Origin of the sequence: Mesorhizobium sp. BR1-1-15 (genome assembly GCF_020165475.1) — a bacterium.
Classification (GTDB): Bacteria; Pseudomonadota; Alphaproteobacteria; order Rhizobiales; family Rhizobiaceae; genus Mesorhizobium.
Genome location: NZ_JAIUIF010000024.1, coordinates 13,047 through 25,898, shown reverse-complemented (window position 1 = coordinate 25,898; position 12,852 = coordinate 13,047). Strand labels below are relative to the sequence as shown.

Sequence of the window (12,852 nt, the reverse complement as noted above, 5' to 3'; positions counted from 1 at the left end):
TCTTGACGGACCATTGAACGGAAAAACCCGCCTGTGCGGCGGGCCCTTGGCGCAACTCAGCACCATGGGCAAATATGGAGCATAGTTGCCCTCACCCAGTCAAGAAAAAATTCCTATCAGGAGAAACCGCCGGCACAGCGGACTGGCAGTCGTCAGGTCTTTGTCGCCGAGTTCGGAGCCCAGTCTTTGGGCCAACCGAACCGTGGCGAGCGCATCTGTCCTGCGCGATTTCATGGGAAATTGACGGGCCGAGGCCAGTTTCGTTGGCAAGGAGGAGCTATTCCCTGCTAATCCGACGCGAACCAGGAAGCTGTGGACATCTCCGCATGACCAATGTCGCCTTGACCGGGCTCGCCCGCGATCTCGCCAGCCGTGCCGCCGAGGGCCGCCCGGTACGCATCGGCGTCATCGGTTCGGGCGAAATGGGCACCGATCTGGTCACGCAAGGCATGCTGATGCCCGGCATTTCGGTCTGCGCGGTCTCGACAAGACGTCCGCACACGGCACGCGAAGCGATCCGCATCGCCTATGGTGACGAAGCGATGGCCGTCGAAGCCGATACCACTTCGAAAGTCACCGCGGCGATCGAGTCGGGAAAGATCGCCATCACCTCCAACGAGATGCTGGTCACCAATCCGCTGATCGACGTCGTCATCGACGCCACCGGCAAGCCCGGCGTCGCCGCCGACTTCGACCTGATGGCGATGCAGCATGGCAAGCATCTGGTGATGATGAATGTCGAGGCCGACGTCACTATCGGCTGCTATCTCAAGCAGCAGGCAGATCGCCTCGGCGTCGTCTATTCGGTCGGCGCCGGAGACGAGCCCTCGAGCTGCATGGAACTGATCGAGTTCGCCTCCGCACTGGGCTTGACCATCGTCTCGGCCGGCAAGGGCAAGAACAACCCGCTTAACCACGATGCCGTGCCCGACGACTATCGCGAGGAAGCGATCCGCCGCAACATGAACCCGCGCATGCTGGTCGAGTTCGTCGACGGTTCGAAAACCATGGTCGAGATGTGCGCCATCGCCAACGCCACCGGGCTGGTGCCCGACGTGCCCGGCATGCACGGCCCGAAGGCCGACCGCGACGACCTCGTCAAGGTGCTCATTCCGCGCGAGCATGGCGGGCTGCTCACGAAAAAGGGCGTTGTCGACTACACGGTCGGCAAAGGTGTCGCACCCGGTGTCTTCGTCATCGTCGAGGCGACCCACCCGCGCATCGTCGAGCGCATGGACGACCTGCATATCGGCCACGGTCCCTACTACAGCCTGTTCCGGCCCTACCATTTGACCTCGCTGGAAGTGCCGCTGACCGCAGCCCGCATCGTGCTCTTCGGCAAGCCCGACATGGTGCCGCTGCCAAGGCCCGTCGCCGAGGTATGCGCCGTCGCCAAGCGGGATCTGGCCGCCGGCGAAACCTTCGATGCGATCGGCGAGACCTGCTATCGCTCCTGGACGATGACCGTCGAAGACGCTCGCGCCCGGCGTGCCGTGCCGGTCGGCCTGCTCGAGGGCGGCAAGGTGCTGAAACCGGTCAGGAAAGGCGAGCTGTTGACGGCCGACAACGCCGCACCCGACCGGACGACGAGACTGTTCGCTCTGCGCCGGCTGCAGGATGAGATGCTGTACGAAAAATAAGCCCGTTGTGGCGCTGTCATGACAGATGCACTATATTGTAATGGCAGATGACGCTGAGGATCGACCAATGAACCTCCAGATCAGGGACCCGCGTGCACGTGAGCTGGCACAGCGGCTCGCCGCCAAACGCAAGATTTCGATGACCGAGGCGGTGATCGAAGCTCTTGAGTCCGAACTGAAACGGGAAAGTGGACGCGCTCCGTTGGCGCAGCGGCTGGCTGCCATCGCTGATGAACTCAAAGCCAGAGCTGGTCATGGCGGCCGGCCCGTAGACAAGGATGAGATCGATGAGATGTGGGGCCACTCTTGATGTTTGTCGACACCTCGGTGGTCGTCGCAATTCTTTCGGGAGAGGGAGATGCTGGCGAGTGGAGCAACCGCATCGCGGTAGCACCTCGCAAAATTACTTCCGCGTTGGTGGTGCTCGAAGCGGCTATGCGGCTTTCAACTATGCTGGCCGTTGAGCCGCTTGTCGCTGAAGTGGCGATAGAGGCTTTTCTGCGCGAGTCCGAAATCGAAATCGTTCCGATCGACGCCGGCGACGCCAAGCTCGCGGTCCAAGCTTTTTCAGACTATGGAAAAGGACGCGGGCATCCCGCCCAACTCAACCTGGCCGATTGCCTGTCCTATGCATGCGCAAAGAGTCGTGGCTCTGCTCTGCTCTACAAAGGCAACGACTTCTCGCATACCGATCTGGCCTAGGGAGTCTGCTCTATTTCCCCAGTTCGATCGACCGCAGCCGCGCCGCTTCCACCGCTTGCGTGAGGAGATTGGTCAACCGGTCCTCGCCCATCAGCACACCAAGCGCCGCCGCCGTCGTGCCGTTCGGGCTGGTCACCTGCTGGCGCAGCAGGCCCGGCTCCTCGCCGCTTTCGGCGGCGAGGGAGGCGGCACCATAGACGGTCTGCATGGCGAGCAGCCTGGCGGTCGCCGCCGGCAGGCCCGCCTTCTCGGCGGCGACGGTCAGCGCTTCGATGAAATGGAAGATATAGGCCGGCCCCGATCCCGACACGGCGGTCACCGCATCCATCAGTCCCTCCTCGTCGATGGTGGCCACTTCGCCGCTGGCCGACAAGAGGTCGGCGACGAAACGCTTGGTGTCGTCGGAAACCAGCGGATTGGAAAACACCACCATCATGCCCTTGCCAATGGAAGCAGGCGTGTTGGGCATGCAGCGCACAACAGGCGCGCGGTCGCCCAGGATTTCCTCGAAGGTGGCGACCGGCGTGCCCGCGGCAATGCTGACGAAGGTGGTGCGCCCTTCGCCGAAACGTTTGTAAGCGGCGGTGACGTCGCGGATCACCTGGGGCTTCACGGCGATGACGATGAGATCAGGCACGGCACCGGCCGGGATATCGGTGGCGTCGGCAGCCGTTCCGCATCCGAGTGCGGCCGCGCGCTGGCGCAGGTCGGCATTGGGCTCGACCACGAAAACGGACGACGGTGCAAGCTTGCCGGATTTCAGCCAGCCCGAGAGCATGGCGTAACCCATATTGCCGCAGCCGGCGAGAACAAGCCTGATCGTCATCGAAAGCCCTCCGAGGAAAGGCTTCACATAAACGCTCGCGGATCAACGGGGAAGCCCTGTCAGGTGGAGTGGCCCAATCGCGCGCCACGACCGGCGTTGCGCAGCGCGACCGGGCGCAGCGAAACTTGTCTGAGCCCAAGCACACCGAGCACGAAGAACAGCCACACCGGATCGCCGCGATGAAAGAAGAAGCTTTCGAGGAAGGCGTTGAGCGCGGCGAACAGCACCACCATCATGAAGAAGTCGCCGAGATAGATGTTTTCCTTGCGCAAGGGAATGCGCATGTAGTCGCGCAAAGGGGCGATCAGGAAAGTGTAGACCGCCACGCAAAGGGCCGGAATGCCCATCAGCACCGCGATATCGAGATAACCGTCATGGCCATGCACGATAGTCCTGATATCCCACGGCCGGTCGAAGGGCTGATCCTGGTTGAGCAGCAGCGGCGTTCCCCAGAAACTCTCATAACCGTAGCCGGTCCACGGTTTCTTCGCCAGCATCTCGCCGGCGAACTCCCAGAGCGTGGTGCGCCCGGTATAGGTCAGGCCGGGAAAATAGATCGCCGCCAGCTGTTTCACCGGCGGCAGGAAAACGATGCCCAGCGTGCCGACCGCGGTAGCGATGATCGCCAGCGCGAACAGGATCGGCGTGCCGAGTCGCATGCCCATGAGGCTTGGAAACATGACGATCAGGATCGAGAACGGCACCAGGCCGGCCGTGGTCTTGGATCCGGTGTGCAGCATGAACACCATCGCCGCGAAGAAAATTCCGGCGCCCCAGAACCGCTGCCCGCGCCGGAAGAGATAGAGGCCGGCGAAACTGAAGCAGGCCATGACCGGGCCGGCGATGTTCTTGTGGGTGAAGACGCCGCGCCACAGGCCGGCATGTTCGGGTTCCTGCGAATCGGCCGTGTGCATTGCCTCGTGCGGAAAGACGATGAGGCCGAGATAGGACAGGCCCATGACGGCCACCGCGGTGAAGATGATGACCTTCGAGAAGGAGTCCGCATCGCGCGGCAGCACAAGGATGGTCGCCATGGTCAGGATGCCGATCATGGTGAAGGAGGCGGCGCGCATCGCCGAGGGCGGGTCTGTCGCCAGCACCACCGACAGGAAGAAGAAACCCAGCATCAGCATCCAGGAAGGGCTGAGCAGCGAACGCACGATGCGCGGCTCGGCGAACGCCATCAGCGAAAAGATGGAAACGGCGCCGAGCGAGCCGAAGCCGAGCTGGTTGACGATGTCGCCGCCTTCGCCGGTGAGTTCCGCGCCCGCGGGCTGGAACGGGCGGAAGGATATCAGGATGACGGTGAACAGCAGCGCCGCGATCGCGGTTGCCACGCCGTCGCGTGTGAACGCGGCGCTGAGCGGCGCGCGCTCAGTTCTTTTCAGGCTGGCGGTATTGCTCATTGGCATATCCGAATTCGGCCAGCACGCGGCCCAGCGCCACATGGACAGGGTAGATGGCGGCCGCCGGCGATCCTGTCCGTGCAAGCCTGGCGGCGCCGCGAAATGGCGAGGCGGCAAGCAGGGCCAGGCTCTTCAGCAACACCTTGACGCCGGCCAGCGGGGTGCCGGCGCGTTTCTTCTTTTCGACCAGCGTCGAGATCACGCCGTTGCGCAGGCTGCGGGCGCGGATCCAGTCGGCCTCGACCCGCCGGGCCGGGACTGTCTCGGTTACGCTGGCCTCGGCGCACCAGCCAAGCACGAAGCCGCGCTGCGCCGCCCGGCTCAGGAAGTCGGAATCGCCGCCGCCCATGAAATTGAATTTCAGGTCGAGGAACGGCGGCCCCATGGCGGTAAGCACGTTGCGCCCCACTAGGAGATTGCCGGACGAATAGAGCGCCGGCACGAGGCCCGTCTTGCGGTAGGGCGGCGCGAAGACCGGATGCTTGGCCCAGCGCGCATGGGCGGGATCGGCGAAGTCGGGCACTTGCGGACCGCCGACAACATCGGCGCCAAGGCTCTCGGCCGCCGCGCACATCCGTTCCAGCCAGTGCGGGTCGGCTATCTCGTCATCGTCGATGACCAGCAGGTGCCTGAAATTCGGAAAGTGCAGGATCGCCGCCTGCCAGCCGGCATTGTAGGCGCTGCAATTGCCGCGCTGATGCGCGATGATCACCATGCCCGGTATCTCGCCGCGCTTGAACAGCGGCAGCGACGCCTGGGCGCCGGCACGTGCCTCGGCCTCGTTCTCCATGACGATGACGGCAAAGCGCCTGCCGGTCTGCTGTGCCCGCAGCGACGCCAGCGTTTGCAGGACCTGGTCCGGCCGCTTGAAGGTCGGCAAGGTGACGACGGCTTCGACGGCCTGCGTGTCAAGCCGGGGGGATCGTCCCGCGATCGATACCGAACCGTCCGATGGCAAAGGGATCATCCGTGTCACCGCATGGTGGGTCGAGTTCTGTTAGCACCATGACGATAACGTTTCGTTAATCACCTTTCACGGAGTGGCTCTTCAAGCCGAGGTTTTGGGTCGTCGATGCGCGCGCGTTTAATCAAGGGTTCACCGCGCTTTGCTACCGGCTGCACCACAGGATAGGTGAGATGCATCTGCTGTTCGCCACATCGATCGTGCCCGATGGCGCTCTCGCATCGGGCTACGAGATCGCCAATGCTGCAATCATCGCTGCCTTGCGGCGCGCCGGCGCGCGCGTCACCGTCATCGGCTTCATCTGGCCGGAGAAAGCCGCCGCCGATCCTGAAAGCACCATCGTTCTGGGTGCCGTGGACGTGCGCACCGAAAATGCTTCAGCGCTGCAAAAGCTTGCCTGGGTCGGCAAGGCGATGCTTTCGGGCCTCACCTTCGCGTCGGCCAAGGTGCGTGCGGTCTCCGATGCCGAAGTCCTCGCCGCCATCGAGCGCGCCGGCCCCTTCGACGGCTATGTGCTTAATTCCGTGCAGTTCGCCGGCGCCTTCGAAAAGCTCTTCGACGAGCGGCCTTCGATCTTCGTCGCCCACAATGTCGAGCATCTTTCGGCGCGGGAAAATGCCGCTGCCGCCCCGGGCATCTTCCAGCGCCTGTTGTTCCGCCGCGAGGCAAGGCTGCTCGAGAGCGTGGAAGAGCGTCTGTGCCGCCGCGCGCGTTTCGTCTTCACGCTGGCCGAGGAAGACCGTTCGGCACTTGGCGCGGCCTCCGACGACCGCTCGGCGGTGCTGCCGCTGGTGACGGGCGCCACGCCACCGGCGCGTAACGGCCGGCGCAAGATTGAGTGCGACGCCGCGCTGATCGGCACCTGGACCTGGCAGCCGAACCGCATCGGGCTCGGCTGGTTCCTGGACAAGGTGGTACCGCATCTGCGCCCGGACTTCCGCATCAGGATCGCCGGCAGCATGCCGTCTGACATCGCCTCGACGCATCCCGGCGTCGCTTTCGTCGGACGCGTGCCGGACGCCCAGGCTTTCATACGCGGCGGCGCCGTCATCCCGCTCATCAGCACCGCCGGCAGCGGCGTGCAATTGAAGACGATCGAAACGTTCGAGCTCGGCCTGCCCGCCGTCGCCACCAGCCGCGCGCTGCGCGGCATCGACCATCGCCCGGTCAATTGCGCGGTCACCGACGATCCGGTCGCCTTTGCCAAGGCGCTGGAGACCGCGGCGGCCGACATAAGCGACGTTGACGGCAGCGCGTTCCACCGCCGGCAGCTCAAGGCGCTGGACGCCGCCATTCGGTTTGGCCTGGAGAAGCTCGGTCCGGTCATGCAGGAGGCGTTTGCATGAACATGCACGCCGCCCGCGCCTCGTTCGGGCCCGACACATTGAAGACGATCTTCGGCATCTCCGTGCTCGCCATTCGCTGGGACGACGCGATCGCCCTGCTGACGCGGCTGATCGTGGAACGACGCTTCACCAAGGTCAGCTTCCTCAACGCCCATAACGCCAATCTCGCCTACACCGATCCGGTGTTCGCCCAGGCGCTCGACGATTTTCTCATCCTGCCGGACGGCATCGGCGTCGATCTCGCAGCACAGCTTCTCTATGGCGCGCCGTTCCCGGACAATCTCAACGGCACCGACTTCGTGCCGGCCTTTCTGCGGTCGGTGACCCGGCCGCTGACCGTGGGGCTGCTCGGCGCGACGCGCGTCAATGCCGAGGCCGCGTCGAAGAAGCTCGCGGCGATTGCCGTCCAGCACAGATTCGTGGTCATCCATGACGGCTACTTCTCCGCTGTGCAGGAGCCGGAAATCATCGAACGGATCGCGGCGCTGCGGCCTGATATGCTGCTGGTCGCCATGGGCGTGCCGCGCCAGGAATTGTGGATCGAACGGCACATCGACGAGCGCCACTGCACGCTGCCGGTCGCGGTCGGCGCGCTGCTGGATTTTCTCAGCGGCGCCGTGCCGCGCGCGCCCTTGTGGATACGGCGCCTCAGGCTGGAGTGGCTGTTTCGGCTGGCGGTCGAGCCGGGACGGCTCTGGCGCCGCTATGTGGTCGGCAACCCCTTGTTCCTGTGGCGGGTCCTCAAACAGAAATTGTTGAACCGGCCCCAAGCCGCCGGAGACGTCCGTTGAACGAGAGGTTCGTTCCAGGCGCGATCGCCGAACCCGGACTGCTTCGGGCAACGCCGACGGCAGCCATGGTGACGGCAAGCTATGCGCCGGATTTCGAGCGTTGCCGCTTGCTCTGCGAAACCCTCGACCGGCACGTCACGGGCATCGCGCATCATTACATTCTGGTCGAAGGCCGCGACGTCAAATTGTTTCGACGGTTGGAGAGCGCCAACCGATCCGTCGTCGACGAAGGTGAGCTGCTGCCGCGCTGGCTGCATGTCTTCGACGATCCGCTCAGCCTGTTCCGGCGGCGCGTCTGGCTCAGCCTGAAGACACAGCCGCTGCGCGGCTGGCACGTGCAGCAACTGCGCCGCATTGCAGTTGCGGCGCATGCATGCCAGGACGTTCTGGTCTTCTGCGATTCCGACGTCGCCTTTCTGAAGCCTTTCGATTGCGGCGCGTTCTGGCGCGACGGCAAGGCGCGCCTGTTCCGCCGTGACGGCGTGCTTGCGCAGGACGGTCATGACGAGCATCGCATATGGTCGCGCAATGCCGGCTCCGCGCTCGGCATCGATCCGTCGAGGAATTCGGTTCACGATTACATTTCGACGCTGATCGCCTGGCGCCGCGACACCGTGCTGGCCATGTGCAGTCGGATCGAGGAGGTGCATGGCCGAAACTGGGTCGAGGTCGTCGGCTCGGCGCGCAAATTCTCCGAATGCATGATCTATGGCCGCTATGTCGACAATCTGCTGGACGGCGCTGGCCACTTCCATGGCTCGGAAGAATTCTGCCGCGTCCACTGGACCGGTGAGGCGCTGTCGGATGATGAATTCCGTCGCTTCGTTGCCGCCATGGCGCCCGAACAGGTGGCGATCGGCATGCAGTCCTTCATCGGCACCGATACCGGCCGCATCCGCCGGCTGATCGGGCTCGACCGACCCTGATCCTGAAAAGCGAACCGGTTCTCGGAAAGACTGCCCGGATGAAGGATCAGATCGCCTTCGCCGGCTTGCGCAGCGCCGAATAGGTCAGCAGCATCGACGCGAGATAGAGCAGCAGGAAGACGACGTTGAGCGACAGCACCAGCTTCGATGTGTCGGCAATGGTTGTCAGCACATAGGTCAGCAGCAGCGCCTTGAGAGCGGCGAGCAGGCCGAGATTGAGCGCCCGCACCAGCGTCTGGCCGCGCGCGAACAGAAGTTCCGCCTGGTATTCGACCAGATTGCGCAGTCCCGGAACGCCGATCGCAAGCGCCACCAGGGGAGCGGCCTCCGAGACGTTCTTGCCGAGCGCCCCGGGGAAGAAATGCAGCACCACGGCAAGCGCCAGCAGCGCCAGCGTCGAGACCGCGAATACGCCGCCTTCGATGCCGCTCTTGACCGCCAGCCGTGACAAGAGCTCCGGGGCGCGCATCATGCGCTGCACCAGCATCATGGAGAAGGTGCGGATCGGGATCGCCGTCAGGTCGACCAGCCGCATGATGATGGCATAGATGCCGGCCAGGTGCGGCCCGCCGATCGCCAGCACCAGAAGCTTGTCGAACTCCATCTGCAGGTAGAACAACACCTCGGCGCCGGCGACGTAGATCGAATCGGCGAGCCGCCTGAGATAGAGCTCGCCGCGCAGCCGCAGCCGCTGGCGCGGATAGAAGAGGCCGAACGCGACCAGCAGCGAGGCCGCGTTCGCGCCGATATAGAACCAGGACCACACCCAGACGCTGTGTTGCGCCCAGAACATGAAGAGCACCGCGCCGGCTGCCCGCAACGCCGTCGCCAGGATCGCCAGCACGGCGGCACGGCCGAATTTGCCGAGACCGTTGTTGACGATCAGCGCCACCTCCACCGGCCGCCACAGAAGCGCCTCGGCAAAGACGATTGCCGCGAACACCGGCAGCGGCACGGTGCTGGCAAAGAAGATCAGGTAGACGATGTAGGAGGCCGCGGCGAGCAGCGGCAACGAGACGATGCCCAGCAGCAGGAAGCCTGCGGTGAAGGTGCCAATCAGGTTGGGGCGGATGGTGGCGGTGCGGTAGAGTGCCGAGATGAAGCCGAAGGCCAGAAGCCGCGACAGCATCACTCCGGCGGCCGAGGCGGTGGCGAACATGCCGAACTCGGCGATGGAAAGCGTATTGGCCAAGGCGATGAAGTAGGCGAGTGAAAACACCAGCCGCCCGCCGGCGCCGCTGATCGCTGAAAAATAGTCGCGAACCATCCCCCGTCTTTCGGCCACGAAGGTGCCGATCCGGGCGAGGGGCCGCCTCTGCGGTATGTCGCTGGCCTCAGTCATAGGTCAGGGAAAGGCATAGGCGGCAAAGTTTAACGTGCCCTTCTGAAATCTTCCTGCATCTGCTGAAATTCCAAGCAGCCGGCATCAAGCAATGCTTTCGGCCGCCTAAAATTAACCTTTTGTTTTCTATGCTTGTTTAGCGTGGCTTAACAAATGGCCGACTGCCGCTGTCTGGCGGCTGAAAGTAAGCTCCGCGACAATGGGCGACAGGGAAAATCGTGAGGACTGGAGGCGCGAGCGATCCTTGCTGGCGCTTGGCCAAGCCGTGCGCGGTGAGGACGAGGCATCGCTGGTCTCGCTAGGGGATCGGGCAAATCCGTCATGGCGCGAGGATGCCGCCACACGTCATCGCCTGGCGCGTTCGCAGCGCGAGGCGAAGATGAATCCGGCGCCTTCCGCATCCACCGCAACGCAACGCTTGCAGCCGGGCGGCGAGCCGGCTCCGGCGTCCGCCGGCATTTCGCGTTCGCACGATGGGGCCGGTATCGGCGGTTCGGACTCGGCGATGCCGTATGAAGAGACGGTTCCTGAGATCGCCTCGAGCGTTGATTCCCCGCGCAGCACATCCGAACCGCTGAGCGCGAGCGAAGCGGGAACATCTCCTGGCGAGGATGCCGACAGCCAGCAATGGAAGCCCCTGATCGATCCGATGCAGGTGGTTCGCGGCGTCGCCAGGTCCAAAGCGCTGATCATCACCACGACGGTACTGGGCGCGGCGCTCGGCGTTGCGATTGCCCTGTCGACGCCGAAGAAATACGAGTCCACCACCGAACTGATCGTCGACCCGCGCGACCTGAAGCTTACGGATCGCGATCTCACCCAGGCGGTGGTCATGCCCGACGCGGCGCTCGTCAACGTCGAGAACCAGATCAAGTTGCTGACCTCCGGCACCGTGTTGAACAAGGTTGTCCAGGAGCTCGACCTGGTCGACGACCCCGAGTTCAACGGCCAAGGCAATGGCGGCCTGGGCGTCATGTCGCTGATCCGCTCGATCCTGTTGCGCCAGGACGGACCGGGCGGTGTCGACCAATCCCGCCGCCTTTCCCTTGCCATCGTCAACCTGGCCGAGAGCGTTTCGGTCGAGCGCGGCGGCAAGACCTCCGTGATCACCATCGGCGTCACCACGCAGGACGCCCAGAAATCGGCGCTCATCGCGGAAACGATGACGAAGGTTTTCCTGCAGACTTCGGGTGAAATCCAGTCCGACACTGCCGGCCGGGCCAACAACGAACTGACGGCGAAACTCGACGAGATGCGCAAGGGCGTCGAAGCCGCCGAGCGCAAGGTCGAGGATTTCAGGGCCACCCATGATCTTGTCGACGCGCAGGGCCATCTGATCAGCGACGACCAGATGCTCAAGCTCAACGAGCAGCTTTCCGTCGCCCGCGCCCGCACGCTGGAGCTGAACGCCCGCGCGGCCTCGGCACGTCAGGTCAACGTGAATTCGGTGCTCAGCGGCACCTTGCCTGAAGAGATCAACTCCAACTCCATGAGCGATCTGCGCTCGCAATACGCAACGCTCAAACAGGAGGCTGATCGGGCAGCGGTCCGGCTCGGACCGCGCCATCCCGAGCGCCAGGCGCTCGAGGCCCAGCTCACCGGCGCGCGCGAACGCATCGTCGCCGAACTCAGCCGCATCGCGTCGTCGCTGCAGGTTGACCTGAAACGCTCGGTCCAGCTCGAACAGGACCTTGCTTCCCGCCTGGCGCAGATGAAGGTGCGCAGCGGCGACGTCAACAGCGACCTTGTCTCGATGCGCGAACTGGAACGCGAGGCCTCGGCCAAGCGCTCGGTCTATGAGCAATATCTCCTGCGCGCCAAGGAGACCGGCGAGCAGAAGAATATCAACACCGCCAATATGAGCGTCATCTCGCCCGCCTCCATTCCGCTGGAGCCGAACGGGCCGTCGCGCGCCGTGGTGGCGCTTGCCGGCCTGCTGCTGGGCTTTGCCTCCGGCGTCGGTCTCGGCGCCATGCGCGGCGCCTATGAAAGCCTGCGTGAGACCGCCGGGTCACGATCCCGCCGTGACCGCAAGATGGACGAACGCCGGGCGCCGCTCGATGACCAGGCATTCCGGGCGCCGCCTCCGCCGGCGCCGCCGATACCGCAAGCATCGCCGCCGCAATCACCGCCGCCGCCACCAGCATCAGTGCCGCCGCTTGCCGCGCAGCCCGGAGCCGCTGCCACCGAGGGTCCAAGCCGGATCGGCTTGCTGATGTCGAGGCTGCGCAAAGCCGTGTCCCGCAAGCCCGGCACCGAGGCGCAGGACGATGCGTTTCCCGGTGCATCTGCATCGGCCGCTGTCGCCGAAGAGGGCCGGCCGGCGAGCACTCCGGCATTTCCCGACTATCCGGCTCCGGATTCCGCCTTTGGACATCGCCCGCCAGCTCCAGACTATCCGCGGCCATCTTTTCAGCCAGACGCGGACGCCGGCTATACGCGGCCCATGGGACCGCCATTGCGGTCGCCCCTGGTGCCGCAGCAGGCGATGTATCCGGCCTCGTCCCATCCCTATGCGCAGCCCTTGGTCTATCCGCACATGCAGCCTTGGCAGACGCGGTCGGCGGCAGGCCATCCCCAGGCCGCGGCGCCCTATGGCGCGCCCATGCCCTACCCGGCCGCACCCGCTCCGGCTCAGCCGTCGGCCTATCCCGCCGCGCCGCTGGAGCAGCCCGCCGCCGCCGAGAAGGGCGCCGAGCAGGCGTCGATCGAGGAAATTCGCGCCAGCCTGCGCGAATTTCGCGAGGCTGTTCGCGAGCTTACCGAGAGCCGCGCCGGCCGCCGCTATTTCTGAGCCACAAGATAGTCTCCTGTGTCGAACAAAAGCGGGCCGGTTTCGCGTAAACGGCATCGGACGGCGCTTTGACGGGATTGCGTGTTCGAATTTTCGTCAAAATGCCGCGCGGTGT

11 protein-coding genes are annotated in these 12,852 nt (G+C 64.5%); 7 read left to right on the top strand and 4 right to left on the bottom strand.

From position 1 onward, the window contains the following. The first annotated feature begins 326 nt into the window (after window positions 1-326). The 3 genes from LB541_RS26875 (at window position 327) to LB541_RS26865 (ending at window position 2,342) form a co-directional block, all read left to right on the top strand. Window positions 327-1,640, top strand: coding sequence for an NAD(P)H-dependent oxidoreductase (locus LB541_RS26875; protein WP_224619979.1), 1,314 nt, complete (start codon window positions 327-329; stop codon window positions 1,638-1,640). 67 nt (window positions 1,641-1,707) lie between these two features. Further along, window positions 1,708-1,950: a type II toxin-antitoxin system VapB family antitoxin gene (locus LB541_RS26870; protein WP_140501063.1), complete on the top strand. Its 243-nt coding sequence runs from the start codon at window positions 1,708-1,710 to the stop codon at window positions 1,948-1,950. Next, window positions 1,950-2,342 (top strand): type II toxin-antitoxin system VapC family toxin, encoded by a 393-nt coding sequence (locus tag LB541_RS26865; RefSeq protein ID WP_140501065.1) that lies wholly within the window; start codon window positions 1,950-1,952, stop codon window positions 2,340-2,342. Before LB541_RS26870 ends, LB541_RS26865 begins: the two co-directional genes overlap by 1 nt. Before the next feature lie 10 nt (window positions 2,343-2,352). Here the strand turns inward: LB541_RS26865 and proC are convergent, their stop codons facing one another. From proC to LB541_RS26850, 3 genes are read right to left on the bottom strand one after another with little or no spacing between them, the layout of a single operon-like run. Continuing rightward, window positions 2,353-3,168: a pyrroline-5-carboxylate reductase gene (gene proC, locus LB541_RS26860; RefSeq protein WP_140501067.1), complete on the bottom strand. Its 816-nt coding sequence runs from the start codon at window positions 3,166-3,168 to the stop codon at window positions 2,353-2,355. Window positions 3,169-3,227: 59 nt separating this feature from the next. After that, window positions 3,228-4,574 (bottom strand): O-antigen ligase family protein, encoded by a 1,347-nt coding sequence (locus LB541_RS26855; protein ID WP_224619978.1) that lies wholly within the window; start codon window positions 4,572-4,574, stop codon window positions 3,228-3,230. Further along, on the bottom strand, window positions 4,543-5,541 hold the full coding sequence (locus LB541_RS26850; protein WP_224619977.1) for a glycosyltransferase family 2 protein: 999 nt from the start codon (window positions 5,539-5,541) through the stop codon (window positions 4,543-4,545). Before LB541_RS26850 ends, LB541_RS26855 begins: the two co-directional genes overlap by 32 nt. 170 nt (window positions 5,542-5,711) lie before the next feature. Here LB541_RS26850 and LB541_RS26845 point away from each other — a divergent pair, with 170 nt between their 5' ends. From LB541_RS26845 to LB541_RS26835, 3 genes are read left to right on the top strand one after another with little or no spacing between them, the layout of a single operon-like run. Then, the gene (locus LB541_RS26845) at window positions 5,712-6,884 is read left to right on the top strand and encodes a glycosyltransferase family 4 protein (RefSeq protein ID WP_224619976.1); all 1,173 of its coding nucleotides are present in this window, start codon (window positions 5,712-5,714) and stop codon (window positions 6,882-6,884) included. Beyond that, window positions 6,881-7,675 carry a WecB/TagA/CpsF family glycosyltransferase gene (locus tag LB541_RS26840; RefSeq protein WP_224619974.1) on the top strand — a complete coding sequence of 265 codons (795 nt, stop codon included), beginning with the start codon at window positions 6,881-6,883 and terminating at the stop codon, window positions 7,673-7,675. Before LB541_RS26845 ends, LB541_RS26840 begins: the two co-directional genes overlap by 4 nt. Further along, window positions 7,672-8,601: a DUF6492 family protein gene (locus tag LB541_RS26835; protein WP_224619971.1), complete on the top strand. Its 930-nt coding sequence runs from the start codon at window positions 7,672-7,674 to the stop codon at window positions 8,599-8,601. The genes LB541_RS26840 and LB541_RS26835 overlap by 4 nt, the downstream gene beginning before the upstream one ends. Window positions 8,602-8,647: 46 nt before the next feature. Here LB541_RS26835 and LB541_RS26830 read toward each other — a convergent pair whose 3' ends face one another. Next, on the bottom strand, window positions 8,648-9,943 hold the full coding sequence (locus LB541_RS26830; RefSeq protein ID WP_140501079.1) for a lipopolysaccharide biosynthesis protein: 1,296 nt from the start codon (window positions 9,941-9,943) through the stop codon (window positions 8,648-8,650). 199 nt (window positions 9,944-10,142) lie between these two features. Between LB541_RS26830 and LB541_RS26825 the strand changes: the two genes are divergently transcribed. Next, window positions 10,143-12,737, top strand: coding sequence for a GumC family protein (locus LB541_RS26825; RefSeq protein WP_140558572.1), 2,595 nt, complete (start codon window positions 10,143-10,145; stop codon window positions 12,735-12,737). Window positions 12,738-12,852: the final 115 nt, after the last annotated feature.

Coding starts and splice junctions, on each gene's coding strand:
- proC (WP_140501067.1), bottom strand. CDS start 3,168: ATGACGATCAGGCTTGTTCTCGCCGGCTGCGGCAATATGGGTTACGCC.
- LB541_RS26875 (WP_224619979.1), top strand. CDS start 327: ATGACCAATGTCGCCTTGACCGGGCTCGCCCGCGATCTCGCCAGCCGT.
- LB541_RS26825 (WP_140558572.1), top strand. CDS start 10,143: ATGGGCGACAGGGAAAATCGTGAGGACTGGAGGCGCGAGCGATCCTTG.
- LB541_RS26850 (WP_224619977.1), bottom strand. CDS start 5,541: ATGATCCCTTTGCCATCGGACGGTTCGGTATCGATCGCGGGACGATCC.
- LB541_RS26865 (WP_140501065.1), top strand. CDS start 1,950: ATGTTTGTCGACACCTCGGTGGTCGTCGCAATTCTTTCGGGAGAGGGA.
- LB541_RS26870 (WP_140501063.1), top strand. CDS start 1,708: ATGAACCTCCAGATCAGGGACCCGCGTGCACGTGAGCTGGCACAGCGG.
- LB541_RS26840 (WP_224619974.1), top strand. CDS start 6,881: ATGAACATGCACGCCGCCCGCGCCTCGTTCGGGCCCGACACATTGAAG.
- LB541_RS26830 (WP_140501079.1), bottom strand. CDS start 9,943: ATGACTGAGGCCAGCGACATACCGCAGAGGCGGCCCCTCGCCCGGATC.
- LB541_RS26845 (WP_224619976.1), top strand. CDS start 5,712: ATGCATCTGCTGTTCGCCACATCGATCGTGCCCGATGGCGCTCTCGCA.
- LB541_RS26855 (WP_224619978.1), bottom strand. CDS start 4,574: ATGAGCAATACCGCCAGCCTGAAAAGAACTGAGCGCGCGCCGCTCAGC.